Source organism: Pseudomonas sp. p106 (assembly GCF_003936645.1).
GTDB lineage: Bacteria > Pseudomonadota > Gammaproteobacteria > Pseudomonadales > Pseudomonadaceae > Aquipseudomonas > Aquipseudomonas putida_E.
This window is the reverse complement of record NZ_RHQR01000027.1, coordinates 1-26,303: the sequence shown is the minus strand read 5'-3', so window position 1 is coordinate 26,303 and position 26,303 is coordinate 1. Positions and strand designations below refer to the sequence as shown.

General features: G+C 63.0%; 16 protein-coding genes, 2 tRNA genes and 2 pseudogenes. 10 read left to right on the top strand and 10 right to left on the bottom strand.

Going from position 1 to position 26,303, the window contains the following annotated elements:
• Positions 1-102 precede the first annotated feature (102 nt).
• The 3 genes from EGJ09_RS24155 to EGJ09_RS24145 form a co-directional block, all read right to left on the bottom strand.
• A complete protein-coding gene (locus EGJ09_RS24155; protein ID WP_125924955.1) occupies positions 103-1,368 on the bottom strand; it encodes an OmpP1/FadL family transporter in 1,266 nt (421 codons plus the stop codon).
• A 146-nt stretch (positions 1,369-1,514) separates the two neighbouring features.
• Positions 1,515-1,997, bottom strand: coding sequence for a hypothetical protein (locus EGJ09_RS24150; RefSeq protein ID WP_012313161.1), 483 nt, complete (start codon positions 1,995-1,997; stop codon positions 1,515-1,517).
• Between the two features lie 248 nt (positions 1,998-2,245).
• Positions 2,246-2,470 carry a hypothetical protein gene (locus tag EGJ09_RS24145; protein ID WP_012313162.1) on the bottom strand — a complete coding sequence of 75 codons (225 nt, stop codon included), beginning with the start codon at positions 2,468-2,470 and terminating at the stop codon, positions 2,246-2,248.
• A 953-nt stretch (positions 2,471-3,423) separates the two neighbouring features.
• On the opposite strand from EGJ09_RS24145, the pseudogene EGJ09_RS24140 reads away from it, so the two are divergent.
• Positions 3,424-3,768: pseudogene (locus EGJ09_RS24140) on the top strand (sel1 repeat family protein); the annotation flags it as partial.
• Between the two features lie 170 nt (positions 3,769-3,938).
• The gene (rmuC, locus tag EGJ09_RS24135; protein ID WP_177010290.1) at positions 3,939-5,312 is read left to right on the top strand and encodes a DNA recombination protein RmuC; all 1,374 of its coding nucleotides are present in this window, start codon (positions 3,939-3,941) and stop codon (positions 5,310-5,312) included.
• On the opposite strand, the gene EGJ09_RS24130 is transcribed toward rmuC, so the two are convergent.
• Both EGJ09_RS24130 and EGJ09_RS24125 read right to left on the bottom strand, forming a co-directional pair.
• Positions 5,284-8,760, bottom strand: coding sequence for a hybrid sensor histidine kinase/response regulator (locus tag EGJ09_RS24130; RefSeq protein ID WP_125924953.1), 3,477 nt, complete (start codon positions 8,758-8,760; stop codon positions 5,284-5,286). The two genes, rmuC and EGJ09_RS24130, sit on opposite strands and share 29 nt — an antisense overlap.
• 154 nt (positions 8,761-8,914) lie before the next feature.
• Positions 8,915-9,652 (bottom strand): GntR family transcriptional regulator, encoded by a 738-nt coding sequence (locus tag EGJ09_RS24125; protein WP_125924952.1) that lies wholly within the window; start codon positions 9,650-9,652, stop codon positions 8,915-8,917.
• A gap of 166 nt (positions 9,653-9,818) precedes the next feature.
• Here EGJ09_RS24125 and EGJ09_RS24120 point away from each other — a divergent pair, with 166 nt between their 5' ends.
• Both EGJ09_RS24120 and EGJ09_RS24115 read left to right on the top strand, forming a co-directional pair.
• The gene (locus tag EGJ09_RS24120) at positions 9,819-10,652 is read left to right on the top strand and encodes an amidohydrolase (protein ID WP_125924951.1); all 834 of its coding nucleotides are present in this window, start codon (positions 9,819-9,821) and stop codon (positions 10,650-10,652) included.
• A 32-nt stretch (positions 10,653-10,684) separates the two neighbouring features.
• Positions 10,685-11,986 (top strand): SLC13 family permease, encoded by a 1,302-nt coding sequence (locus tag EGJ09_RS24115; RefSeq protein ID WP_119688416.1) that lies wholly within the window; start codon positions 10,685-10,687, stop codon positions 11,984-11,986.
• Positions 11,987-12,051: 65 nt separating this feature from the next.
• Here the strand turns inward: EGJ09_RS24115 and EGJ09_RS27120 are convergent, their stop codons facing one another.
• Positions 12,052-12,765 (bottom strand): methyl-accepting chemotaxis protein, encoded by a 714-nt coding sequence (locus EGJ09_RS27120; protein ID WP_371928102.1) that lies wholly within the window; start codon positions 12,763-12,765, stop codon positions 12,052-12,054.
• A 141-nt stretch (positions 12,766-12,906) separates the two neighbouring features.
• Positions 12,907-13,866: pseudogene (locus EGJ09_RS27115) on the bottom strand (methyl-accepting chemotaxis protein); the annotation flags it as partial.
• A gap of 372 nt (positions 13,867-14,238) precedes the next feature.
• Here EGJ09_RS27115 and EGJ09_RS24105 point away from each other — a divergent pair.
• The gene (locus EGJ09_RS24105; RefSeq protein ID WP_046787425.1) at positions 14,239-16,116 is read left to right on the top strand and encodes a 1-acyl-sn-glycerol-3-phosphate acyltransferase; all 1,878 of its coding nucleotides are present in this window, start codon (positions 14,239-14,241) and stop codon (positions 16,114-16,116) included.
• A gap of 10 nt (positions 16,117-16,126) precedes the next feature.
• On the opposite strand, the gene sugE is transcribed toward EGJ09_RS24105, so the two are convergent.
• Both sugE and rdgC read right to left on the bottom strand, forming a co-directional pair.
• Positions 16,127-16,444, bottom strand: a complete 318-nt coding sequence (gene sugE, locus EGJ09_RS24100; protein WP_012313171.1) for a quaternary ammonium compound efflux SMR transporter SugE — start codon at positions 16,442-16,444, stop codon at positions 16,127-16,129.
• A 193-nt stretch (positions 16,445-16,637) separates the two neighbouring features.
• Positions 16,638-17,558: a recombination-associated protein RdgC gene (gene rdgC, locus EGJ09_RS24095; protein ID WP_046787424.1), complete on the bottom strand. Its 921-nt coding sequence runs from the start codon at positions 17,556-17,558 to the stop codon at positions 16,638-16,640.
• A gap of 215 nt (positions 17,559-17,773) precedes the next feature.
• Here rdgC and EGJ09_RS24090 point away from each other — a divergent pair.
• Positions 17,774-17,849, top strand: a tRNA-Val gene (locus EGJ09_RS24090).
• 13 nt (positions 17,850-17,862) lie between these two features.
• Positions 17,863-17,939 (top strand) — tRNA-Asp (locus EGJ09_RS24085).
• 86 nt (positions 17,940-18,025) lie between these two features.
• Here the strand turns inward: EGJ09_RS24085 and map are convergent.
• Positions 18,026-18,802 carry a type I methionyl aminopeptidase gene (map, locus tag EGJ09_RS24080; RefSeq protein WP_125924949.1) on the bottom strand — a complete coding sequence of 259 codons (777 nt, stop codon included), beginning with the start codon at positions 18,800-18,802 and terminating at the stop codon, positions 18,026-18,028.
• A gap of 334 nt (positions 18,803-19,136) precedes the next feature.
• On the opposite strand from map, the gene EGJ09_RS24075 reads away from it, so the two are divergent.
• The 3 genes from EGJ09_RS24075 (at position 19,137) to nirD (ending at position 26,127) form a co-directional block, all read left to right on the top strand.
• Positions 19,137-22,910, top strand: a complete 3,774-nt coding sequence (locus tag EGJ09_RS24075) for a bifunctional nitrate reductase/sulfite reductase flavoprotein subunit alpha (protein WP_125924948.1) — start codon at positions 19,137-19,139, stop codon at positions 22,908-22,910.
• Between the two features lie 302 nt (positions 22,911-23,212).
• Positions 23,213-25,765, top strand: coding sequence for a nitrite reductase large subunit NirB (gene nirB / locus EGJ09_RS24070; protein ID WP_125924947.1), 2,553 nt, complete (start codon positions 23,213-23,215; stop codon positions 25,763-25,765).
• A complete protein-coding gene (gene nirD / locus EGJ09_RS24065; protein ID WP_125924946.1) occupies positions 25,765-26,127 on the top strand; it encodes a nitrite reductase small subunit NirD in 363 nt (120 codons plus the stop codon). The genes nirB and nirD overlap by 1 nt, the downstream gene beginning before the upstream one ends.
• Positions 26,128-26,303 lie beyond the last annotated feature (176 nt).

The following is a 26,303-nucleotide window of genomic DNA, read 5'->3' as shown; positions in this document are numbered from 1 at the left end:
TGTTGTGGGAGGTGGCTTGCCGGCGATGGGCTGCGTAGCAGCCCTGATAAAGCTAACTGACTGGCATCAGCCACAAGGGCGGCGTTCACACAGCCGTACGTATCAGAAGCGGTAGGTGAGGGAGGCACCCACACCGTGAGCGCTGTTCTCGTACTTGGCCTGGTAGCTGCCTTTGCTGGCGCTGACCTGGTTGACCTTGGTGTCTTCCTCCCACAGGTAGGAGTAGGCAACATCGATGGTCATGTCGTCGTTCGGGCTCCAGCCCGCACCCAGGCTGAACACCTTGCGGTCGCCGGTCGGGATGCGCGGTGAACGGTCGTGGTTGTTGGTTGGCGACTGGTCGACGGTAAAGCCGGTGCGCAGCACCCACTCCTTGTTCACCTTGTAGGACGCGCCAATGGCGTGGGCCCAGGTGTCATGCCAGTTCTGCTCTTCGCTGATGGTCTCGAACGCCGAACCTGCCAGCGGTGCCGGAACATCGTTCTGTACGGTGATGTCTTCCAGGCGGCTCCAGCGGGTCCAGGTGCTGCCCGCGTAGAGGGTCCATTGGTCGTCGAGCTCATGGGTGACCGAAAGGTCGACCGATTCCGGTGTCTTGATCTTCAGGCTGGCGTCGAACTTGTCGCCGTTGAAGGGGCCGATCAGTGATGTGCTGACACGGGTCTTGCCTTCGAGCTTGTAGTCGACCATGGAGTGGTAGGTCAGGCCTACGCGGGTGCGGTCGGTGGCCTGCACCAGGATACCGATGTTGTAACCGATGGCGGTATCGTCGCCCTTGATCTTCACTTCACCGTCGTTGCTGCCCGGGGTGAACGGGTTGATCAGGCTCGAGCCCAGTTCGCCCTTGATGCGGTTGATGGTCGGGCCGAAGCCGATCGAAACTTTATCGTTGAAGGCGTAGCTGACGGTGGGCTGGAAGGTGATGACTTCGACGTGGCTCTTTTTACCCCAATAGCGCGCGGCATCGTCGCTACCGTAGTCGGTTACCAGGCCAAACGGTACGTAAACGCCGAAACCGACGCTCCAGTGATCATCGATAGGTTTGACGTAGTAACCCATCGGCACGCCGACCACAGGCACCATGTCACCATCGGTTTCCCCCCCGAGGTTGCTTCCAGGGCCCGAGATATCGGTTTTGGCGATGACGGCTGCGCCGCCCACGGTGAATTGTTCGCGCTTGAGGCGTGACATGCCTGCCGGGTTGCCAAACACGGTACTGGCATCTTCGGCAGAAGAAGAACGTCCCGCGAAACCTGTCCCCATGCTGCTGATGCTCTGTTCGTTGAGGGCGAAGCCGGCAGCGAACAGATGGCTGGAAGCGAAAGCCACGGCCAAGCCGAGGGAGGTTTTGAGCATTACTTTTTTCATTATTAGAAACTCCTTGGGATCTCCGGGGCGAAAAGCTACCAACAATTCACGCGCCGCGCCATAGCCTGTATCGCAGGAGATAGAGCGGTTTTGTAGGACAATCCGACCAAAATTCCATTTTTTCCGGCAATGCTGTAGGACGTTTCTTAAGATGCCTGTGGCAATTTCTGAGCAATACACAGATGCCAGGCCTGGGTGAAGTCGCGCAGACGACCTTGGGGGTGAAAAATCTGGCGCCAGATTCGCGCCTGGCCTAGCAGGTCGTCAACGGCAGGCAGGGGCGTTGCTTGTGCTTCGATGAGCATCCAGGCAATGGCGGTGGAGTAGCGCAGGTTGACTGCCAGTTCCAGGTGCGGGCCGCCCAGGAAGGCATGCTGGCTCGCCAGGCCGCGAACCAGGCTGGCCAGCTCAGGGTCACGGGCGAGAAAATCGTCCCAGACCGCCCGATGGCGATGCTCGCCAATACGGTACAGGCCGTGGCCGCGGCGATCATGCAACGCCGAACCGAGTGCCGACTGGCTGGCCGCGATGCCCAGCAAAAGGGCTTCGGCACTGGCGCAATGACGATTGAGGTAGACCAAGGTTGGTCGAATCACATACTGACACAATTCATTCGCCGCAATACCCATGATGCCCTCGAGCAGTAAGGGGCCGACGGGCGTGGGAGCTTGGCAGCTGGTGAGTGATCAGGCCCGCCGGAAGCGGCAAGGACCGCTCGAGTTGAAGTGTAGTGTGATAATCGTGGTGTAAAGGGCTGTTTTTAAATCGATTGCTGCCTGACGTTCGGCGCTATATGCCCTGCGGCAATTAGGCCAAGAACGATCAGGTAGCTTACCGTTTACTGCATTCAACAGCTGAATGCTACGGTATTCGCCGCTCACGCAGTGAGCGACTGGCGCGTCCGGGCAATGACGGCCTGCAGCGGTTCCGAGCGGCTGTACTGTTCTGGGTACAGGCGTTCGGTGTGGCAGGCAACGCCGTGCTCGTCCACCAGGGTGAAGCTGAAGTTGCCCTTGCGTGGGGCAGTGATAAGGCACTTCAACGGCGAGAAGGCCTGGGAAAGGGTGCCAATGGCAGCCTGAATTTGATGATGAGTTTGCATATTGTTGGATGTTCCTGCTTTAAACACGGGGATTATGATCCGTGCATGATAGAAACGTTCCAGTGACGCCTTTATTAAGGGACGAACGAACCTGACTGGAACAGGGCAGCCAGAGGGGGCGCAATCATAAGGTGGGCGCTTGGGCTGACTGGTAGGTACTTCAGAGGGCAGGCAGCATGCCGGGGCCAAGGTTCTAGGCCATCGGTATGGAATCCTGATCAATCTGTCACGTGATTCGTGCTGAACAGCGCAAGGCTGGTGAGTGAATCATCGAAAGGGCCGGTCCTGGTTTCAGCAGTGTTGCTCTTGGGGGGAGCAGGCCTGCAAGGACGTTTCTGGCCAGAATTGACTTTCAGCTTGGTACTAACGAGGGGCACCTTACCGGAAGCTGAGGTGCTTTGCAAGCTTTGTCACAGGTCTTAAGGTAAGCCGAGCAGTATGGCGTTTCTTTTGCGTTGTGTGAAGAGGGGGCAAATGGCGCACAACCGGCTGGATGTACCAAGTTCGTGCATTCAAATGCAGGTTTTCGGTGCACTTGTTCACATTCGAGGCGTGACTTGTAACAGCTCGACAACACCCCCCGCCAAGCCTGCCAATGCCTTGACTGCTACCTTAAGTCAATGAAAAAAAACACTATTTTTAGCTGGTGAAAAAATCGTCAGTTTGACTGAAAGCCCCGTTTCACGCGGGTTTGCGGGGTGGTTTGGGGGGTTGTCCACCGAGTTATCCACAGGAACTGTGGATTGTCCCGAGCGCTTGCTCTAGGACGGGAGTGCCAGCAAATTACAGAACTGTCCGACAATCATCAGGCAGCTGCAGATCCGCCGGCCATCCACTTGGAAACGTCAAGAAAAGATCATCGAATTTTTTTTCCGGGCGCAGAAAATCCTCAGGTCACGATATGAAAAAAAGGGTAGAGTGGCGCGCCTTTCGAATTGCCTTCTCTGTTTGTCATGAAATTTCGCGGTAAATCCCCCACCGAACCCGCTGTCACTTCATCAGCCCCTTCGTCCAAACGCTTTTCACTGAAAGTGGCCCTATGGCTGCTGGACAACCCGCGCCTGGGCGAAAAGCCGCAGGTCAAGCACTTGGCCGGACGCCTGCTCAAACAGCCGGCTCGCGAGGGCGTGGTAGTGGCCCAGAGCCGGTTGGGGCAGATGCTCTGCCGCGACTGCGGCAATTCCCGTGACAGGCGCATCGGTCATGAACTGCTGCGCCAGGCGGCGCGGGCCGGCGACCGCCTTGCGCAACTGGAGTACGCGCGGCTCTGCCAGGCCAGTGAGCCGGGGCAGGCGCAGGAACAAACGGACTGTTAAGCTGCATCTCATTTGCGACAGACTTGTTCGGGGTAAGCATGGCAGTGGATCTGACCAGCATTGTGCTGGGCTTGGTGGCAGGCGCCTTGCCTTGCCTGGTTTGGGTCATGCAGATGCAGCGCCGTCAGGCTGCCCGCCAAAGCGAGCGGGCCTTGCTCGAAGAACGCCTCAATGGCGCCCTGCTGGCCCAGGCCGGCCTGCAGGCGCAACTGGATGCCAGCCGGGACGAGGTCAGTGACCTCAGCGAAGCCAACACGCTCAAACAGGCCCAACTGGCCGCCCAGGGCCGCGAACTCGAGCTGCTGCAGATTGACCGCGACAATGCCCGAGACGCTGCCCACGCCTGGCACCTCGAACGCGTCAACCGGGAAGCCGAACAGCGTCGCCTGGAGGCCCAGGCAGCACGCCTGGAAGCTGAGCTGCGTGAGCAGCAGGACAGCCATCAGCAGCGCCTTGAAGACCTGCAGGAAGCCCGCGATACCCTGCGTGCGCAGTTCGCCGACCTGGCCACGAAAATCTTCGACGAACGCGAGCAGCGTTTCGCACAGACCAGCCAGCAGCACTTGGGCCAGTTGCTCGACCCGCTCAAGGAGCGCATCCAGGCCTTCGAAAAGCGTGTCGAGGAGAGCTACCAGCAGGAAGCCCGTGAGCGTTTTTCCCTGGGCAAGGAACTGGAACGCCTGCAGCAACTCAACCTGCGCCTGTCCGACGAAGCCACCAACCTTACCCAGGCGCTCAAGGGCCAGAAAACCCAGGGCAACTGGGGTGAGTTGATTCTCGAGCGTGTGCTCGAGCATGCCGGGCTGGAAAAGGGCCGCGAGTACCAGACCCAGGTCAGCCTCAAGAGTGCCGATGGTGAGCGCTTCCAGCCAGACGTACTGATCATGCTGCCGGGTGACAGGCAGGTGGTGGTCGATGCCAAGGTCAGCCTCACTGCCTACCAGCAGTTTGTCAGCAACAATGATGAAAGCGCGCTCAAACAGCACGTACAGTCGCTGCGCAGCCACGTCAAAGGCCTGTCGAGCAAGGACTACAACCGCCTGGAAGGCTTGCACAGCCTGGATTTCGTGCTGTTGTTCGTGCCCATCGAGGCCGCGTTCTCGGCTGCCCTGCAGGCCGAGCCGAACCTGTTCCAGGAGGCCTTCGACCGGCAGATCGTGATCGTCAGCCCGACCACTTTGCTCGCCACCCTGAGGGTCATCGACAGCCTGTGGAAGCAAGAACGCCAGGGGCAGAACGCGCGTGAGATCGCCGAACGGGCCGGTTGGCTGTATGACAAGTTCGTGCTGTTCATCCAGGACCTGGACGAGCTGGGCAATCGCCTGCAGCAGGTCGACAAGGCCTATGCCGCTGCGCGCAACAAACTCTGTGAAGGGCGTGGCAACCTGGTCAGCCGCAGTGAGCAGCTCAAGCTGCTCGGCGCCCGTGCCAGCAAGAGCCTGCCGGCCGACTTGCTGGAGCGGGCACTGACGGATGAAACGGTGCCGGACGAGGCGGTTACTGAACCAGGCTCAGATGGCGATTGAGCAGTGCGCGCAAGGCCGCCGGCTTGACCGGCTTGGCCAGGTAATCGAGGCCTGCGGCATGCACCGTGGCCAAGGTTTCCTTGCTGCCGTCGGCGCTGATCACCACCCCAGGCACCGGCTCGCCCAAGCGGGCGCGTAGCCAGCCCATCAGCCCGGTTCCGGTTTCGCCGTCATCCAGGTGATAGTCCACCAGCGCCAGGTGCGGGCGCATGCCCTGCGCCAGCAACGCCTCGCAGTCGGCGCGGTTGCGCGCTGTCCACACCTGGCAGCCCCAGCGGCTGAGCAGGCTGTTCATGCCGATCAGGATGCTGTCTTCGTTGTCGATGCACAGCACTTGCAGCCCGGCCAGCGGCTGGCTGGCTTGCTCCACCGGTGCGCTCGGCGCGGCTACGGCCTGGCGGGCGATCGGTACGTTGACGCGGAACACGGTGCCTTTGCCCGGCCATGAGCGCACCTGCAGCGTGTGGCCGAGCACCCGGCACAGGCCATCGGCAATCGCCAGGCCCAGCCCCAGGCCCTTTTCGGCGCGGGTCTGGTGGCTGTCCAGGCGCTTGAATTCCTGGAAGATCACCTGCAGCTTGTCGTCGGCGATGCCCGGGCCGCGGTCCCACACCTCCAGCCACAGCCGTTCGCCCTGGCGCCGGGCGCCCAGCAGGATCGGGCTCTTGCCGTAGCGCAGGGCGTTGGTAAGGAAGTTCTGCAGTACCCGGCGTAGCAGCCTCATGTCACTGTCGATCCGCAGGCGGCTACCGCGCAAGCGGAACTCCAGCCCCTTCTCGGCGGCCAGGACCTTGAACTCCGCACCCAGCGTATCGAACAGCTCATTCAGGGCAAACGGCTTGATGTCGGGGGTGATCTTGCCGTTTTCCAGGCGCGAGATATCCAGCAGGTCGCTGATCAGCTCTTCGGCCGAACGCAGCGAGCTGTCCATGTGCTGCACCAACTGTTGGGCCTCGTCGTTCATGCCCCCGGCCTGCTGCGACAAGGCGGCGGAGAACAGCCGCGCGGCGTTGAGCGGTTGCATCAGGTCATGGCTGACCGCCGCCAGGAAGCGGGTCTTGGACTTGCTGACCGCTTCGGCCTGGCTTTTGGCCTCCGACAGGGCCTGGTTGAGTTGCGACAGCTCGTGGGTGCGTTCGGCCACCCGCTGTTCAAGGCGCTCGTTGGCATCGCGCAACGCCTGTTCGGCCTCGCGGAACGGGGTGATGTCGGTGAAGCTCATCACAAAGCCGCCCCCGGGCATAGGGTTGCCGATCAGTTCGATCACCCGGCCATTGGGGAACAGCCGCTCGGACGAATGCGCACGGCCTTGGCGCATCCAGTGCAGGCGCCGCGCCACATGCACCTGTGCCTCGCCCGGGCCGCACAGGCCGCGTTCGGCGTTGTAACGGATGATGTCGGCGATCGGCCGGCCGACGCTGATCAAGCCGTCGGGGTAGTTGAACAGCTCCAGGTAGCGGCGGTTCCAGGCCACCAGGTGCAGGTTCTGGTCGACCACACTGATGCCCTGGTTGATGTTCTCGATGGCGCCTTGCAGCAGCGCGCGGTTGAACTGCAGCACTTCGCTGGCTTCGTCGGCGATCCGCACCACGTCTTCAAGCTGCATGTCGCGGCCTTCGATGGCCGCCTTGACCACGGCGCGGGTCGAGGAGCTGCCGAGCACCCCGGCGAGCAGGCGCTCGGTGTGTTCGATCCAGTCGCCGTCAGCGTTCTGGTTGGGGTTGAAGCCTTTGCCCTGGCGATAGGCAAAGCGGATGAAGCTTTGCCGCGCACGTTCCTCACCGACAAAGCGCGAGGCCAGCGTCAGCAGGTCATCGATCTGCACCGCCAGCAGCGGTTTGCCGTTGGGGCGGGCACTGGTCTGCTGGCCGATGAAGCGCCCGGCCTGCCAGTGCTCCGAGACGCGCGTGCGTGACAGCATCGAGACCCAGGCGAACAAGGTGAAGTTGCCCGCCAGTGACAGCACCACGCCCTGGGTGAGCGGCGTGATCGGCAGGCCCAGCGGGTTGCCGTGCAGCCACGCCAGGCCCGGGAACAGCTGCAGCGACCAGCCCAGGCTGTGGGCGGCGATCGGCAGCACCAGGGTGTAGAACCACAGGAAGATACCCGCAGCGAGGCCGGCGAACACGCCACGGCGGTTGGCTTGCTTCCAGTACAGCGCACCGAGCATGGCCGGGGTGAGTTGGGTCACCGCGGCGAAAGCAATCTGGCCGATGGTTGCAAGGCTTGCGGTAGAGCCAAGCAGGCGATAGCTGACATAGGCCAGCAGCAGGATGACCACGATGGTCACCCGGCGCACCGACAGCATCCAGTGGCGGAACACCTCGAAAGGCCGCTCTGCGTTATTGCGGCGCAACAGCCACGGCAGCAGCATGTCGTTGGAGACCATGGTCGACAACGCCACGGCCTCGACGATGACCATGCCGGTGGCGGCCGAGGCACCGCCGATGAAGGCCAGCAAGGCCAGGCTCGGGTGCGCTTCGGCCAGCGGCAGGCTGATCACGAAGGAATCGGAAATCACCGTGCCTGGCAGCAGCATTTGCCCGGCCAAGGCAATGGGCACCACGAACAGTGCGGCCAGGGCCAGGTACATCGGGAACACCCAGCGCGCCAGGCGCATGTCCTGCGGCTCGATGTTTTCCACCACGGTCACGTGGAACTGCCGGGGCAGGCAGATGATCGCCATCATCGCCACGGCGGTCTGCACGACCATCGATGGCCAGTTGATCGTCTCCTGCCAGTAGCTGTCCAGCAGCACCGACTGGCGAGCCTGGGTGAACAGGTCGTCAAACCCGTCGTACAGGTTGAACACCACGAACACGCCGACGGCGAGAAAGGCCAGCAGCTTGATCAGCGACTCGAACGCGATGGCCAGGACCATGCCGCGGTGGTGTTCGGTCACGTCGAGGCTGCGCGTGCCAAAAACGATGGCGAACAGCGCCAGTACCAGCGACACCACCAGCGCGGTGTCCTGCACACGGGTGCCGGTGGCGTCGGCATTCGCGCCGATCAGCAGGTTGACACCGAGCACGATGCCTTTGAGCTGCAAGGCGATGTAGGGCAGCACCCCGACCAGGCAGATCAGCGCCACCACCACGGCCAGGGTCTGCGACTTGCCGTAGCGCGCAGCGATGAAGTCGGCGATCGAGGTGATGTTCTGCTGCTTGCTGATCAGCACCATCTTCTGCAGCACCCAGGGTGCGAAGATCAGCAGCAGGATCGGGCCCAGGTAGATCGGCAGGAACGCCCAAAGCTGCTCGGCCGCCTGGCCGACCGCACCGAAGAAAGTCCAGCTGGTGCAGTACACCGCCAGGGACAGGCTGTACACCCAGGCGCGCAGCCGCGGCGGCAATGGTGTGCTGCGGCGGTCGCCGTAGAAGGCGATGGCGAACATGACGGCCATGTAGGCCAGGGCGACCAGGGCGATCAGCCCGCTGGACAACGACATGAAGACTCCGGAGCAAAAAAAGTAACGCGGTCCCGATCAGTCAGTCTGGCACGCAGGCACAGGTTCGTCAGCGCCGACGATGGTCGCAGTGGCGTGTCGTCGCAGGGCCGGGCACATCAGCCTGTGCCGGTGCCCGGCAATGCCCGCCATCGCCTCAGGAAATGTCGATCTGGTAGCGGAAGCCTTCTGCTGCTGCCTGGGACACGCGGTACTCCAGCGGGTTGCGGTCGTAACCCAGGGCCGTGCGCTGGATTATCACCACCGGCGCACCTTCCTCGATTGCCAGGTGGCGGGCACTGGCGGCATCGGCCGTACCGACTGTCAGTGTTTCCTTGGCCGAGGCTACGCACTGGCCACAGTGGGACTCGTAGAAAGGGTAGAGCAGGTCGCCGAAGGCCTCTGCATCAATATCCAGCAGGGCCATGAAACGCGCAGCCGGTAGCCAGATCTGCTCATGAAACAGCGGGCGGCCATCTACCAGGCGCAGGCGCTCGAGCCATATGACCTGTTCTGCGTCGTCCAGCCCGAGGGCTGCGCTGACTTCAGCCGGCGGCTCGCGCAACTGCTTGTCCAGTATGCGGCTGATCGGCACCAGGCGCTGGCCGGTCGAATCCACCTGTCGGAAAAACCGAAACAGTGAACCCTCGAAGTCAGGGCGCCGCACGAAGGTGCCGCGGCCCTGGCTGCGCAACAGCAGGCCTTCATTGACCAAGGTGTCGACCGCCTTGCGCACAGTGCCGATGGCGACACCGTAGAGGCGGGTCAGCTCCGTTTCAGTAGGGATCGGTGCCCCGGGTAGCCACTGCCCGGCGGCGATCCTGGCGAGGATTTCTTCCCGTACTTGCTGATAAAGCGGTAGGCGCGGGTCTTGTCCGAGTATCCCGTTACTCATTGTGCGAAGGGTCCATGGCTGACGAGTTGGCGCTACTTTACCACCCGGGGCTCGATTGACAGAGTCGGTCGACTGAAGATATGGTCATATATTCATATATATGACTGCATGTTTGTATAAAAACACAGCGCTTCAGCTGCCATAACAATCGACCAGGGTTCGCTTCATGACCAACCCCTATCTGCCCGCCATCACCGGCGTCGATACCCATGCCCATATCTTTCGCCAAGACCTGCCGATGGTGGCCAACCGTCGCTACAGCCCGGACTACGATGCGCTGATCGAGCAGTACCTTGCTCACCTGGATCAGCATGGCCTGTCCCATGGCGTACTGATCCAGCCCAGTTTCCTGGGCACCGACAACAGCTTCATGGTCCAGGCCCTGCGCCGCTTTCCAGAGCGCCTGCGCGCTGTGGCGGTCGTCGATGCGACGGTCAGCGATCAGCAGCTGGATGCGCTGGCTGACGTTGGCGTGGTCGGCATCCGCCTGAACCTGATCGGCAAGCACCTGGCAGACTATGCCGGTTCCGAGTGGACCGCATTGTTCAAACGCCTGGCTGCGCGCGGCTGGCAGGTGGAAATCCAGCGTGGTTTCGATGACCTGGCATTGATCGTGCCGGCGATCCTCGCCTGTGGCGTGGATGTGGTGGTCGATCATTTTGGTCTGCCTGGCGAAGGGATCGACCCGCGAAAGGACAGCCACCGCACTTTCCTCCACCTGCTCAGCGAACCGAAGCTGTGGCTGAAGCTGTCTGCCGGGTATCGCAGCCAGACCGATCTGGCCAAAGCGCAGGTACTTCTGGCGCAGATACGGCAAGCGGCGGGTGGCCTGGAGCGCTTGCTGTGGGGTAGCGACTGGCCCAATACCCAGTTCGAACGCCAGACCAGCTACGCCGATCAGTATGCCTTCTTCGAAGCGCTGCTCCCCGATGCGGGCGAGCGTGCCCAGGTGCTGAGACTCAACCCGGCGAAGCTGTTCGGCTTCGACCGTTCGCGCTGATACTTACACAATAACAACAGGACACTTTCAACATGATGAGCATGCTCGTCGTCGCGGCCATCGTCGTCGCCGTGGCCCTCGGTTACAAGACCAAGATCAACATCGGCCTTTTCGCCATCGCCTTTGCCTATCTGATCGGCTGTTTCGGTATGGGCCTGAGCCCTTCGGAGGTCATCGGCCTGTGGCCGCTCAAGATCTTCTTCGTGATCTTCTCGGTCTGCCTGTTCTACAGCTTCGCCACGGTCAATGGCACCTTGGAGAAGCTGGCCGAGCACCTTATCTACCGCTGCCGGGCAGTGCCGCAGTTGCTGCCGTTCGCCGTGTTCTTCGCCGCCACCGTGATCGCCGCGATGGGGGCGGGGTACTACACCGTGCTGGCGTTCATGGCGCCGATTACCCTGCTGCTGTGCGAGCGTACCCGCATGAGCCTGATCGTCGGCGGCATGGCCGTGAACTATGGCGCGCTCAGCGGGGCCAACTTCATGTCCAGCCAGAGCGGCATCATCTTCCGCGGGCTGATGACCAATGCCGGCGTGAGCGACAACCAGGCTTTCATCAACGCGGCCGGTATCTTCGTCAGCACCTTGGTCATCCCATTGCTGGTGATCGGGGTATTCGTCTTCCTCACCGGCCATGGCCGCGCGTTGAAGGCGTCTGCCATTGCTGTCGAGGCGCCAGCGGCGCTCAACAGCCAGCAGCGAACCACGTTGTGGTTGACCCTGGCGATGATGCTGATGGTGCTGGCTGCGCCGGTGGCCAGCATCGCCCTGCCGGGCAATGCCACGGTAGCCTTCATCAACGCCAAGGTGGATATCGGCCTGATCGCCAGCCTGTTCTCGGTGATCGCCCTGTTGCTCAAGCTCGGTGACGAACGCAAGGCCATGGCGACCGTGCCCTGGGGCACGCTGATCATGATCTGTGGTGTGGGCATGCTGATTTCCGTGGCGATCAAGGCCGGCACCATCGACATTCTCGCCTCCTGGATCGGCACCAGCATCCCGCCAATCATGGTGCCGGTGGTATTCGGTGCGGTGGCGGCATTCATGTCCATCTTCTCCAGCACCTTGGGCGTCGTGACGCCGGCGCTGTTCCCCATGGTGCTGCCGATTGCGCAGAACATGGGTATCGAGCCCATGATCCTGTTCATTGCCATCGTTGCGGGTGCCCAAGCCACTTCCATCTCGCCGTTTTCCTCCGGCGGCAGCCTGATTCTGGGCTCCTGCAGCAACGAGAAGAGCCGCGCTTCGTTGTTCCCGCAGTTGCTGTTCAAGGCGGCGCCCATCGGCTTCGTGGCGGCGCTGGCGTTCAATGTGCTGCTGACCTTCGTGCTCTGACGTTCAAAAGCATGAAAAAAAACCGCAGCCTGGCTGCGGTTTTTTCATACCTGTCGTTGCAGTGACTAGAACCGGAACCGGCTGATCATCTGCTGCAACTGCCCACCCAGGCGCGCCAGCTCGACACTGGAGGCGGACGTCTGCTGGCTGGCCTGCGCCGTCTGCTCGGAAATATCCCTCACTGTCACCACGCTACGGCTGATCTCTTCGGCCACCGCGCTCTGCTGCTCGGAAGCCGCAGCAATCTGCTGGTTCATCGATTGAATCCCCGAAACGCGTTGGGTTATGCCTTCCAGCGCCACCCCGGCTTCACGCACCAGCGCCACGCTGCTCTGGGTCAGGCTCTGGCTTTCGTCCATCAGTTCGCTCACTGAACGGGTGCCTTCTTCCAGGCTGCCGATGGCCGACTCGATCTCCTGGGTCGACGCCTGGGTACGTTGCGCCAGGCTGCGCACTTCATCGGCCACCACGGCAAAGCCACGGCCAGCCTCGCCAGCGCGGGCTGCTTCGATCGCGGCATTGAGCGCCAGCAGGTTGGTCTGCTCCGCCACTGCCTTGATAACGTCCATGACCTTGCCGATACGCTGGCTCTCGTTGCGTAGCGCACCCATGGCTTGGCCAGTGGCGTCCACCTGGTTGGCCAGCCGGCCGATCTGCGCGACGGCGCGGTTGGCCACACTTTCCCCTTCGCGTGCTTCCTCGTCCGTGGCACTGGCGGCCTGCGAGGCCTCACCGGCGTTGCGCGCCACTTCATGCACGGTGGCGGCCATTTCCTGCATGGCCGTGGCAACCTGATCGGTTTCCACTTTCTGGCTGCTGGCGCCGGCGCTGGTCTGCTCGGTGATGGCCGACAGTTCTTCAGTGGCACTGGCAATCTGCGAAATACCGTCGCGCACCTGCGCGATCAAGTCGCGCAGGTTGCCGGTCATGCCCTGCAAGGCATTCTGCAACTGGCCGACTTCGTCGCGGCGGCGGCTGGCCGGTTGCTCGCTGAGGTCTCCGGCAGCTACCTGCTGCATGGCACGCAAGGCCTGCTGCAGCGGCGCGCTGATCTGGCGGGCGATGATGAGCGCGGCAAAGATGCCCATGAGCAGCGCCAGCAGCGTGGTGAAGATCTGCAGGTTCTTGGCGAACTGGCTGTCGCTGACCACCGACACTGCCTGGGCGTCGAGCAGTTCACCGATCAGGCCTGTGAGTGTGTTTATGTCGCTGGCCATGGCGTTGCGGCACGCGACCAGCTTGCTCACTTCACCACGGAAAGCTTCGACCGCCTCGGCATAGGCGCGAACCTGCTGGTTCAGGGTGGCGAACTGTGCGTCGAAGCTGCCATTGAAACGCGCCACCAGGCCTGGCAACTCGTTCACCGTGGTGGCGATCTGTGCGTTCATCAGTTTTTCGGTGTCGGCGTTGGTGTTACCGGTGTAGCCGCGTACGTGGTAGCGGAGCAGGATCAGGTTCTCGCGGATCTGGTTGATCGCTTCGCTGCGTACTACACGTTGCTCGGCATCGGGCAGGGCGCGTACCTGGGTGCGAATGGTCTCGATGCTGGCGAACGAACGGGTGGCAAGGGCGCCCATTTCCTTTTGTGCCGCGCGCATTTTCTGGTACGACTGGAAGCTCTGCGCCTGGTTGGCGGCATACCCGCGAAGGGTCTGCTCGGCCTTGTCGATCAGCGCCAGGCTCTGTGGCTTGACCAAGGTCCCGCGCAGCTTCGCCAGCGGCGTCTGGAACGCTTCAAGCGCGCCCTGCAACGCCTTGCCTTCGTTTTCTGCGCCATTGGCGATGGCGTGGCGCAGGCGCGCCTCACGCAGGTCGCCCAAGGCATCGTTGAGGCGCGACACCTCACTGACCACCTCGCTGCGGCGTACCAGGCTGCCCATACCTTCCCAGCTGATCAGCGACTGGAGCAAGGTCAGGCCCAGCACCAGGCCGAAACCGAGGAAGAGTTTGTGGGCGATCCTGAGGTCGCCTATCCAGGTAAGCATGCTGCTGAGCTCCTTTTCTTGTGCGTTGGAGGAGACCGGAGGTCCGTTCCTTCTGGTAGATACAGTCATCTATATGTTTAATCGGCAGATGTAACAAAATCTGAACACTGATATCAAGAAGATTGGCGTCAAAATGCCATCATGCGGCGCTGCGGGCGCTGTGCCGGACGTGCCTGGCTTGCCAGCAGCAGGCGTTCGCGTGCAAATTTGTGGCTTATCGCGGCCTGCGTGCCTCAAATGACAAAAGCCCCTCAGGGAACAAGGACGATGAGTCATTCCTCGCAATTCACCTTGCTCGGCAAGCGGCGCTTCCTGCCGTTTTTCGTCACCCAGTCGCTGGGTGCCTTCAACGACAACCTGTTCAAGCAGTCGCTGATCCTGGCGATCCTGTTCAAGCTCAGCCTTGGCGACGGGGACCGCTCGATCTGGGTCAACCTTTGCGCGCTGCTGTTCATCCTGCCGTTCTTCCTGTTTTCGGCACTGGGCGGGCAGTTTGGCGAGAAGTTCGCCAAGGACGCCTTGATCCGCGCGATCAAGCTGGCCGAAATTGCCATCATGGCCATCGGTGCGCTCGGTTTTGTCAGCGATAACCTGCTGCTGATGCTGGTGGCGCTGTTCTGCATGGGCACCCAGTCGGCGCTGTTCGGCCCGGTGAAGTATTCGATCCTGCCCCAGGCGCTGCGTGAAGAAGAGTTGGTGGGTGGCAACGGCTTGGTGGAGATGGGCACCTTCCTCGCCATTCTCGCCGGCACCATTGGCGCCGGGGTGATGATGGCCAGCGACAGCTACGCCACGGTGGTGGCGGGCGGGGTGGTGGGCACCGCAGTGCTGGGCTACCTGGCCAGCCGCTGGGTCCCGCGTGCGGCGGCCGTATCACCGCAAATGCCACTGGACTGGAACATCTTCAAGCAGTCGTGGGTGATCCTGCGCATGGGGTTGGGGCAACCGCCCGCGGTGTCGCGTTCGATCGTCGGTAACTCGTGGTTCTGGTTCGTCGGCGCCATCTACCTGACCCAGATCCCGGCCTATGCCAAGGACTGGCTGCATGGTGACGGCACGGTGGTGACCTTGGTGCTGACCCTGTTCTCTGTGGGTATCGCCTTGGGCTCGTTATTGTGTGAGCGGCTCAGTGGGCGCAAGGTCGAGATTGGCCTGGTGCCTTTCGGTTCGTTTGGCCTGACGCTGTTCGGGCTGCTCTGGTGGTGGCACTCCGGTGATGTGCCGGCCGGCGCAGCGCCGCACGACTGGCTGGCACTGCTGGGCATGAGCCAGGCCTGGTGGATCCTGGTGTCGATCGTCGGCCTTGGGGTATTCGGCGGCTTCTATATCGTGCCGCTGTACGCGCTGATCCAGGCGCGCACCGCCGAGGGCCAGCGTGCCCGGGTGATCGCGGCCAACAATATTCTCAATGCCTTGTTCATGGTGGTGTCGGCCATCCTCACCATCGTCCTGCTGGGCCTTGCGGACCTGAGCATCCCGCAGCTGTTCCTGGTGGTGTCGCTGCTCAATATCCTGGTCAACGCTTACATCTTCAGGATCGTGCCCGAGTTCACCATGCGCTTTTTGATCTGGCTGTTGAGCCACTCGATGTACCGCGTGGAGCATCGCGACCTCGAACGCATCCCCGACGAAGGCGCAGCGTTGCTAGTGTGCAACCATGTGTCATTCGTGGACGCGCTGCTGCTCGGCGGGGCGATCCGCCGCCCGATCCGGTTCGTGATGTACTACAAGATCTACAACCTGCCGGTGCTCAATTTCGTGTTCCGCACCGCAGGTGCCATCCCGATTGCCGGGCGCAATGAAGACCAGGCCACTTACGAACGCGCGTTCGCCCGTATCGCCGAGTACCTGGCGGCGGGGGAGGTGGTGTGCATTTTCCCGGAAGGCAAGTTGACCGGCGATGGCGAGATCGATGTGTTCCGCGGTGGTGTCAGCCGCATTCTCGAAGAAACGCCGGTGCCGGTGATTCCACTGGCGCTGCAGGGGCTGTGGGGCAGTTTCTTCAGCCGCGATCCGGGCAAGGGGTTCTTCAAGCGCTTGTGGTCGCGGGTGACCATCGTCGCCGGAGCGTCCATCCCGGTGGAGGTGGCGCAGCCTGAGTTGCTGCGTGAGCAGGTCAGCCGCTTGCGCGGCGACCTGCGTTAGGCATAAGCCGTCAGCTGGCGCTGACTTTCAGGCCGATCAGGCCGGTAACGATCAGCGCCACACTGACCAGCCGCACCAGGGCCATGGATTCACCGAACAGGATGATCCCGGCGATCACTGTGCCGACGGCACCCACGCCGGTCCAGATGGCATAGGCGGTGCCCAGCGGCAGCTCTTTCATGGCCAGGCCCAGCAGGCCCAGGCTGATGACCATGGCGCCGACGGTTAGCACGGTGGGAAGCGGGCGGGTGAAACCGTCGGTGTATTTGAGGCCGACAGCCCAGCCGACTTCGAACAGGCCGGCGAAGAACAGGATGATCCAGGACATGAGTGAGTCTCCATCGTTTGAATGATGGGGCCGTCCCCGTAATGGTCACGCGGTGCGTCGTGAGGTCGTCCTCACCGTGGGCATGATAGTGCAGCTGCAAGCTGCAAGCTGCAAGCTGCAAGCAGTACGGCGTCGTATTGGGCGCCGCGGTACTGCTTTTGATTTTTCTTGCAGCTTGCAGCTCCAAGCCGCGTCAGACCCCTTGCGGAATCTCTTCGCCGCCCAGCGCTTCGAACAGCACCGGCAGGAATTCGCTGAAGGTCATCATCATCAGCAGGAAGCTGGCATCGAACTGCTGCGCCGCTTCATCGCCGCCATCCTGTTCGGCCTGCTCCTGCAGCAACTCCTCGAACTTCAGGCGCTTGATCACCATCTTGTCGTCGAGCACGAACGACAGCTTGTCCTGCCAGGCCAGGGCCAGCTGGGTGACCACCTTGCCAGTGCTCAGGTGCAGCTGGATTTCCTCGCCGGTCAGGTCCTGGCGCTTGCAGCGCACGATGCCGCCATCTTCGGCGGTGTCGCGCAACTCGCATTCATCCAGCACATAGAAACCTTCGGCAGCCTGCTGCGACTTGACCCAGTCGGTCATGGTCGCGGCCGGTGCGATCTTGACCGTGGCAGGGCGCACCGGCAGCGAGCCCATCACCTCACGCAGGGTCGACAGCAGGTCTTCGGCGCGCTTGGCGCTGGCCGAGTTGACCAGGATCATGCCCAGGCGCGGGGCGATGGCGGCGAAGATCATCGAGCGGCGGATGAACGCGCGCGGCAGGAAGGCCTGGATGATCTCGTCCTTGATCTGGTCGCGTTCCTTTTTATAGACCTTGCGCATCTGCTCGGTCTCGATCTCTTCGACCTTCTCTTTGACAGCATCGTTTACGACGCTGCTTGGCAGGATGCGTTCTTCCTTGCGCGCGGCAATCAGCAGGAACTCGCCGCTGACGTGCACCAGGGGAGCGTCTTCGCCTTTGCCGAACGGCGCGACGAAACCATAAGTGGTCAGCTCCTGGCTGGCGCAGGGGCGGGCCGGCTTGCTGGCCAGGGCGGCCTCCAGTGCTTCAGCCTCGAACGGGACATCCTGGGTCAGGCGGTAGGTCAGCAGGTTCTTGAACCACATGAGGGTGAGTCTCTCCTTAATGCATAAGGGGGGCATTATTCTCCGTGCAGCCGTTCCAGGCCAGCCCTGTCATCGGGCCAGCAGCCATATAGAGGAAAGAAACCGTAGACGGCGCTAGGTCTTTGAAAGGCCTGAGAATTTTTTTTAGAAAAGTTGAAAAATGTGCTTGCCAGGGTGGCGCTCCCTCCGTAGAATGCGCGCCTCACCGAGACGAAGGGTGATTAGCTCAGCCGGGAGAGCATCTGCCTTACAAGCAGAGGGTCGGCGGTTCGATCCCGTCATCACCCACCACTCGATGAATAGCGCAGCGGTAGTTCAGTCGGTTAGAATACCGGCCTGTCACGCCGGGGGTCGCGGGTTCGAGTCCCGTCCGCTGCGCCATATTCCACTTCCAGGGCCCACTGAACACCCGGAAGTAACAAAAAAAGCGACCTTAGGGTCGCTTTTTTTGTGTCTGCGCCGTGCGCTCAGCCCACGTGCTCTTCCTTGCGTAGCGTCAGCACCTCGACCCCATCATCGGTCACCGCGACGGTATGTTCCCACTGCGCCGACAGCGTGTGGTCACGGGTAATCACCGTCCACCCGTCCTTCAAGGTCCGCGTGCCACGCCCGCCCTGGTTGATCATCGGCTCGATGGTAAACACCATGCCCGGCTTGAGCTTCATGCCCATGCCGCGCTGGCCGTAATGCAGCACCTCTGGCCCTTCATGCATTTGCTGGCCAATGCCATGGCCGCAGTACTCGCGCACCACGTTGTAGCCCGCCGCCTCGGCATGGGCCTGGACGGCGTGGCCGATGTCGCCAAGCGTCGCCCCCGGGCGCACCTGCTCAATCCCCTTCCACAAGGCCTCATAGGTGGTGTCGACCAGGCGCCGTGCCTCGTCGCTGACCGGGCCCAGGCAATACATTTTCGACGAGTCGGCGATGTAGCCGCCTTGTTCCAGCGTGATGTCGACGTTGATGATCGACCCCTCACTCAACACCTCATCGGCCTTGGGCATGCCGTGGCAGACCACGTGGTCCACCGAGGTATTGAGCGCGTAGGGGAAACCGTACTGGCCCTTGCTCGCCGGGCGCGCCTTGAGGGTGCCGACGATGAAGGCCTCGGCGCGGTCGTTGATCTGCATGGTGGTCACGCCGGGGCGGATGAAGGTATCGAGGTCGGCGAATACCTGGGCCAGTAAACGGCCGGCGTTGCGCATAAGGTCGAGTTGGGCGGGGGTCTTGAGGATCACCTGGGACATGTGGGTGCAAAATAGCTCTGAGGCGGAAAGCTTTCAGCATAGCGCCATGGGGCGCCCGGCTGCCACCTGATGGTGCGTCGGTCACCGTTTTGGGGCTGCTGTGCAACCGTTAGCGGCACATGGCTAGCGCCTGTAGGGGCGGCCTTGTGTCGCGAAAGGGCCGCAAAGCGGCCCTAGGGCACAGCTGGCCCAACAATTGCTGAAAGACCACCATCAAGGCCGTCAACGTCGACCGCCTTCAACCCTTCACGACAAAGGCGCCGTGTTGCCCTCGCTTGCCAAGCAAGCCGGGGGCAGCCGGCGCCTTTTGCGTTTGCACCAGGAGACCCGCCCCATGGCCAGCACCGAAGTACGCAGCGTCTGCCCCTATTGCGGCGTAGGCTGTGGCATCGTCATGAGCGTGGCCGATGGCAAGGTCAGCAAGATCAGCGGTGACAAGCTGCACCCGAGCAACTTCGGCCGCCTCTGCACCAAAGGCCTCACCGCGCACCTGCCCCTGACCGCCGCCGGGCGCATGGAAAGTGCCTTTGTACGCCAGCAACGCGACCATGAACCGGCGCGCAGCAGCATGGACCAGGCCATCGCCCAGGCTGCCGAGCGCCTGCGCGGCATCATCGACCAGCACGGCCCGGACGCCGTAGCGCTTTACGTCTCCGGGCAGATGTCACTGGAGGCCCAGTACCTGGCCAACAAACTGGCCAAGGGCTTTATCCGCACGCGCCACATCGAGTCCAATTCACGGCTGTGCATGGCCAGCGCCGGCAGTGGCTACAAACTCTCGCTGGGGGCCGATGGCCCGCCCGGCAGTTACCAGGACTTCGAGCGTGCCGAGGTGTTCCTGGTGATCGGTGCCAACATGGCCGACTGCCATCCGATCCTCTTCCTGCGCCTGCTCGACCGGGTAAAGGCTGGAGCGAAACTGATCGTTGTCGACCCGCGGCGCACCGCCACCGCCGACAAGGCCGACCTGTTCCTGCAAGTGCGCCCCGGCAGCGACCTGGCCCTGCTCAATGGCCTGCTGCACCTGCTGCACCGCAATGGCCAGACAAACCGCGCCTTCATTGCCCGCCACACCGAGGGCTGGGAAGCGCTGCCGGCCTTCCTCGAGGACTACACGCCTGAGCGCGTCGCGGCCATCACCGGCCTTGCAGAAGATGACATCCGCCAGGCTGCCGCGTTGATCGGCAGCGCGGGTGAATGGATGAGCTGCTGGACCATGGGCCTGAACCAGAGCGTGCACGGCACCTGGCATACCAATGCGCTGTGCAACCTGCACCTGGCCACCGGCGCCATCTGCCGCCCCGGCAGTGGGCCGTTCTCGCTGACCGGCCAGCCCAATGCCATGGGTGGCCGTGAGATGGGCTACATGGGGCCGGGGCTGCCGGGCCAACGTTCGGCGCTGATCGACGCCGACCGTAGTTTTGTCGAAGCGCAATGGGGCCTGGCACCCGGCAGCCTGCGTGCAGAAAGCGGCGAGGGCACGGTAGCGCTGTTCGAGCAGATGAAAACGGGTGAAGTGAAGGCCTGCTGGATCATCTGCAGCAACCCGGTGGCCAGCGTCGCCAATCGCCAGCAGGTGATCGATGGCCTGCGCCAGGCGCAGCTTGTGATCACCCAGGATGCCTTTCTCGACACCGAAACCAACCCTTACGCCGACATTCTCCTGCCCGCCGCCCTCTGGGCTGAAGGTGAGGGCGTGATGATCAACAGCGAACGCAACCTCACACTGATGCCTCGCGCCGTGGCTGCACCAGGCCAGAGCTTGCCGGACTGGCAGATCATCGCCCGGGTCGCCTGTGCCATGGGTTATGCCGAGGCCTTCGATTACCCCGACGCCGAAGCGGTGTATGACGAAATCCGCCGCTTCCACAACCCGCTCACCGGCTACGACCTGCGTGGGGTCGGCTACCCGCAACTGCGTGACAAGCCGCACCAGTGGCCTTGCGCGCCGGGCCGCGTGGACGACCGCAGCCCCGTGCGTTACATCGAAGAAGGCGCACCCTCGTCCCTGGTGTTCCCTACAGCCAGTGGCAAGGCCCGCTTCTTCGCCCGGCCCTGGCTGCCCGCGCCGGAGCTGCCGGACGCCGATTACCCGCTGGTGCTCAATACCGGCCGCGTGCAACACCAGTGGCACACCCTGACCAAGACCGGCAAGGTACCGGCGCTGAACAGGCTGGAGCCCGGCCCCTTTGTCGAACTCCACCCCGAGGATGCCGCGCGGCTGGGTATCCAGGACAAGGACCAGGTGGCGATCCGCTCGCGCCGTGGCCGGGCCGTGCTGCCGGCGCGTGTCAGCGACCGGGTCATGCCGGGCAATTGCTTCGCGCCGTTCCACTGGAACGATGTGATCGGCGAGCACCTGGCAATCAATGCCGTGACCTGCGATGCGGTCGACCCGCTGTCGCTGCAGCCTGCCCTCAAGCACTGCGCCGTGGCCCTTGAGCGGGTTGCCGGCGAGCGTATCGATGCCCTTGACCTTGGCACCACCACCCTTGCCCCGGAGCCTGCCCGCGTGCTGCTGGCCATGCCCCCCGGCCCGCCCCGACATCAGGTGTTGTGGGCCTCGCAGACCGGCAATGGCGAGGCGCTGGCCGAGCGCTGCGCAGAGCGTTTGCACGGCGCAGGGCTGCAGGTACAGCTCAGTTGCATGGAGGCGGTCAGCCCAAGCCAGCTGCAAGGTGCGGCCAGTGTGCTGCTGATTGCCAGCACCTTCGGCGATGGTGATGCGCCCGACAGCGCCACCGCGTTCTGGCGGGCGCTGCAGGGCGAGGAGGGCGCCCACTGCGCCGAGCTGCCTTATGCCGTGCTGGCCCTGGGCGACTCCAGTTACGCCCAGTTCTGCGGGTTTGGTCGCAAGCTCGACCAGCGCCTGGCCGAACTGGGCGGGCGCCGCCTGCTACCGCGGGTCGATTGTGAACCAGATTTCGATGAGGCCTTTGCCACCTGGCTCGACGCGCTGTTGCCCGAGCTGGGCAGCGCTGGCGTAGCGCTACCGGTCAACGAGCCCGCACTGGCTGCGCCCTGCAGCAAGCAACGGCCGTGGGCGGCTACCCTGCTGGAAAACAACCTGCTCAGTGGCCCCGGCTCGAGCAAGGAAACCCGCCAGTTGGTGTTCGATATTCAAGGCAGCGGCTTCACCTACGCAGCGGGCGATGCGCTGGGCGTGTGGCCCCGCAACTGCCCGGCGCTGGTGGAGGAATTGCTGGCGCTGATGCAGCAGGACGGCAAGACCCAGGTCCAACTCAAGGGCCAGCCGCCCATGCCGTTGGCCCAGGCACTGGAGTCGCACCTGGAAATTGCCAGGGTCACCCCACAGCAATTGCAGGTGTTCAGCCAGCAGGCTGACGACCTGCGGCACCTGTTGCAGCCTGAACGCAAGGCCGCACTGCAGGATTGGCTGTGGGGCCGGCAGTTGGTCGACGTGCTGCGCGTGTTTGCACAGGACCTGCCGCTGGCAACCTGGCTCGACCTGCTCAAACCCCTGCAACCGCGGCTGTACTCGATCAGCTCAAGCCCATTGGCCCACCCCGGCCAGGTGCATCTGACCGTCTCTACCGTACGTTATGGCCAGCGAAAAGGGGTGTGCTCAAGCTTCCTCGCTGACCGGGGGCAGGCTGCGAAGGTGGCGATCTTCCCCCAGGCGTCCAGGCATTTCCGCCTGCCTGATGACGATGATGTACCGCTGATCATGATTGGCCCCGGTACAGGCATCGCACCGTTTCGTGCGTTCCTCGAAGAGCGCGAGGCGCGGGGTGCAAAAGGGGAAAACTGGCTGTTCTTCGGCGAGCAGTATGCAGCCACCGACTTTTATTACCACGCGCAGTTGCAGGCTTGGCAGGCGAGCGGACACCTACGCCTGGATACGGCGTTTTCCCGCGATCAGGCAGAAAAAATCTATGTGCAGCAGCGGATGCGTGAGCAGGGTGCGCAGGTATGGCAGTGGCTGGAGGCGGGGGCGTACTTCTATGTCTGTGGTGATGCTCAGCGCATGGCCAAGGATGTGGATGCGGTGCTGCGCGAGATCATTGCCGAGCATGGGGGCGTGGATGCCGATGCCTATGTGGAAGGTTTGAGCAAGGCCAAGCGGTATCGGCGGGATGTGTACTGAAGTGCTCCAGGATGGGGAGCAACGCACCTTGAATGTGCATGGTTTGGGCTGGCGCTATCGCCGGCAAGCCGGCTCCTGCACGGGCTCCGCTGCTCTCAAGCCCTGTGCTGCAGCCGTGGGCGCCGGCTAGCCGGCGACAGGGCCGGGCCAGGCAACATAACTGGCACATTCCGTGCTTTATCTCCAACACAACAAGCCCCACTGATCAACGGCGATCAACCGGGGGCACACCGTGATGAATACAGGCAAAGGCGCCTGGAGCTTCGGCTCCAGGCGCTTTTTTTTTGATCGAGGATCGGCTTATGAAGGCAACAGCGAGCAGCGGGCAACGAGAGCGACTGGTCATCGTCGGCAACGGCATGGTGGGCCACCATTGCGTCGAGCAACTGGTCGAACGCGGCGCGCTGGCGCGCTTCGAGCTGCGTGTGTTCGGCGAGGAGCGCCAGCGCGCCTACGACCGCGTGCACCTGTCTGAATACTTCGGCGGCAGCTGTGCCGAAACCCTGGCGCTGTGCGAGCAGGGCTTCTATGGCGTCAACGGTGTGCACCTGCACCTGGGTGAAGCGGTGCTGCAAATCGACCGCGAGCGCTGTGAAGTGGTTACCGCCGAAGGCCGCTATGGGTATGACCAGCTGATCCTGGCCACCGGTTCCTACCCCTTCGTGCCCCCGATCGAGGGCTCCAGCGGCAACGCGCGCCTGGTCTATCGCACCCTCGACGACCTCGACGCGATACGCGCCGCTGCCGTTGATGCCACCCGTGGCGTGGTGGTTGGCGGCGGCCTGCTGGGCCTCGAGGCAGCTAATGCCCTTAAGTCCCTGGGCCTTCAAGCGCATGTGGTGGAGTTCGCCCCGCGGCTGATGCCGGTGCAACTGGATGCTGAAGGCGGCGCCGCGCTCAAGGCGCAGATCGAAGCCCTGGGCGTCGGCGTGCACCTGTCGCGCGCTACCCAGTCGATCAGCGACGGTGAGGCCTACCGCTACCGGATGGATTTCGACGGTGGCGAACACCTGGAAACCGACCTGATTGTGTTCTCTGCCGGCATCCGCCCGCAGGACGCCCTGGGCCGTGCCTGCGGCCTGGAGATCGCCGCGCGCGGTGGCGTGGTGATCGACAATCACTGCCGCTCCAGCGACCCACGCATCTTCGCCATCGGTGAATGCGCCTCGTGGAACGGCAGCGTGTTCGGCCTGGTTGCTCCGGGCTACAGCATGGCGCGCAATGTGGCGGCGCTGTTGTTGGGCGAGGAGGCCGGGGAATTCACCGGGGCCGACATGTCGACCAAGCTCAAGCTGCTGGGCGTCGATGTCGGCTCCATCGGCGACGCCCATGGCGCTACGCCCGGCTCGCGCAGCTACCGCTTCATCGACGAGGCCAACGCCGCCTATCGCCGGCTGGTGGTCGATGCCAGCGGCAAGCATGTGCTCGGTGCGGTGCTGGTGGGCGACAACAGCTACTACGACACACTGCTGCAATACGCTCAGAACGGCATCGCCCTGCCTGCCGACCCGGCGGCGCTGATCCTGCCGCAAAGCGGTGGCGCACCGGCCCTGGGTGCCGATGCGCTGCCTGACAGCGCGACCATCTGCTCGTGCCACAACGTCAGCAAGGGCGCAGTGTGCGCAGCGATCGACAGTGGCTGCGCCGACCTTGTCGCGGTCAAAGGCTGCACCAAAGCGGCCACCGGCTGTGGCGGCTGCGCGGCGTTGCTCAAGCAAGTGTTCGAGCATGAACTCACCGCCCGTGGCGTGACCGTGGACAAGAGCCTGTGCGAGCACTTCGCCTACACCCGCCAGGAGCTCTACGGGCTGGTGCGGGTGGGTGGCATACGCACCTTCAACGATTTGCTGGCGCGCCATGGCAAGGGCCATGTCGGCTGCGACATCTGCAAGCCGGCGGTGGGCAACATCCTCGCTTCGTGCTGGAACCAGCCGATCATGGACCCTGCGCTGGTGCCACTGCAGGACACCAACGACAGCTTCATGGCCAACATGCAGAAAAACGGTACCTACTCGGTGGTGCCGCGCATTCCCGGCGGCGAAATCACCCCGGACAAACTGATCGTGATCGGTCAGGTGGCCAAGAAGTACGACCTTTACACCAAGATCACCGGCGGCCAGCGCATCGACCTGTTCGGCGCCCAGTTGCACGAGCTGCCGCTGATCTGGGGCGAGCTGATCGAGGCCGGCTTCGAGACTGGCCACGCCTACGGCAAATCGACCCGCACGGTGAAGTCCTGCGTAGGCAGCACCTGGTGCCGCTACGGTGTGCAGGACAGCGTCGCCATGGCGCTGCGCCTGGAGGACCGCTACAAGGGCCTGCGCAGCCCGCACAAGCTCAAGTTCGCGGTCTCTGGCTGTACGCGCGAATGTGCCGAGGCGCAAAGCAAGGACATCGGTGTGATCGCCACCGACAAGGGCTGGAACCTCTACGTCTGTGGCAATGGCGGCATGCGCCCACGGCATGCCGAACTGTTCGCCACCGACCTGGACGACGAGACCCTGGTGCGCCTGATCGACCGCGTGCTGATGTTCTACATCCGCACCGCCGACAAGCTGCAGCGCACGTCGGTATGGCGCGAAAGCCTGGACGGCGGCCTGGACTACCTCAAGCAGGTGATCCTCGACGACAGCCTGGGCCTGGCTGCCGAGCTGGAAGCGCAGATGCAGCATGTGGTCGAGCAGTACGAATGCGAATGGGCCAACGCCCTCAACGACCCGGAAAAGCTCAAGCGCTTCCGTACGTTCGTCAACGATCGACGCGCCGACCCGGACGTGCATTTTGTCCGCGAGCGTGAACAGCGTCGCCCCGCTGCACCCCTGCACCTGATCCCTACCGTCGAGGAGGCTGTGTGATGAACCTGTCCAATGCTGCTGTGGCAAAGCAACCCAACTGGCAAGCGGTGTGCAACACCGATGACCTGGTCGCCGACTCTGGTGTGGTGGTGTGGCTCGATGGCACCCAGGTCGCCTTGTTCTACCTGCCTGGGCAGGCGCAGAGCCTGTACGCGGTGGACAACCGCGACCCACGCTCCGGAGCCAACATCATTGGCCGCGGGCTGGTGGGCAGCCTGCAAGGCGAGCTGGTGGTGGCAGCACCGCTGTACAAACAGCACTTCAGCCTGCACAGCGGTGCGTGCCTGGAAGATCCCGGCCAGCGGTTACGTGTGTGGCCGGTACGAATGAACGGGGAGGCGGTGGAAGTGGCGATGGCCTGATCCCGGCTCTTGCCTGTCTCTTGCGCTTGCTCTTGCTTTGCTTTGCTTTGCTTTTGCTTTTGCTTTTGCTTCTAAGCGCGCGATAGCTCAGGCGCCGCCGATTGCGACTTCAGGAGGCCGAGCGCAGGTCTTGCGAAGGGAGGTGACGGGCATGGATGCCCGTCAAGCGCTGCGGC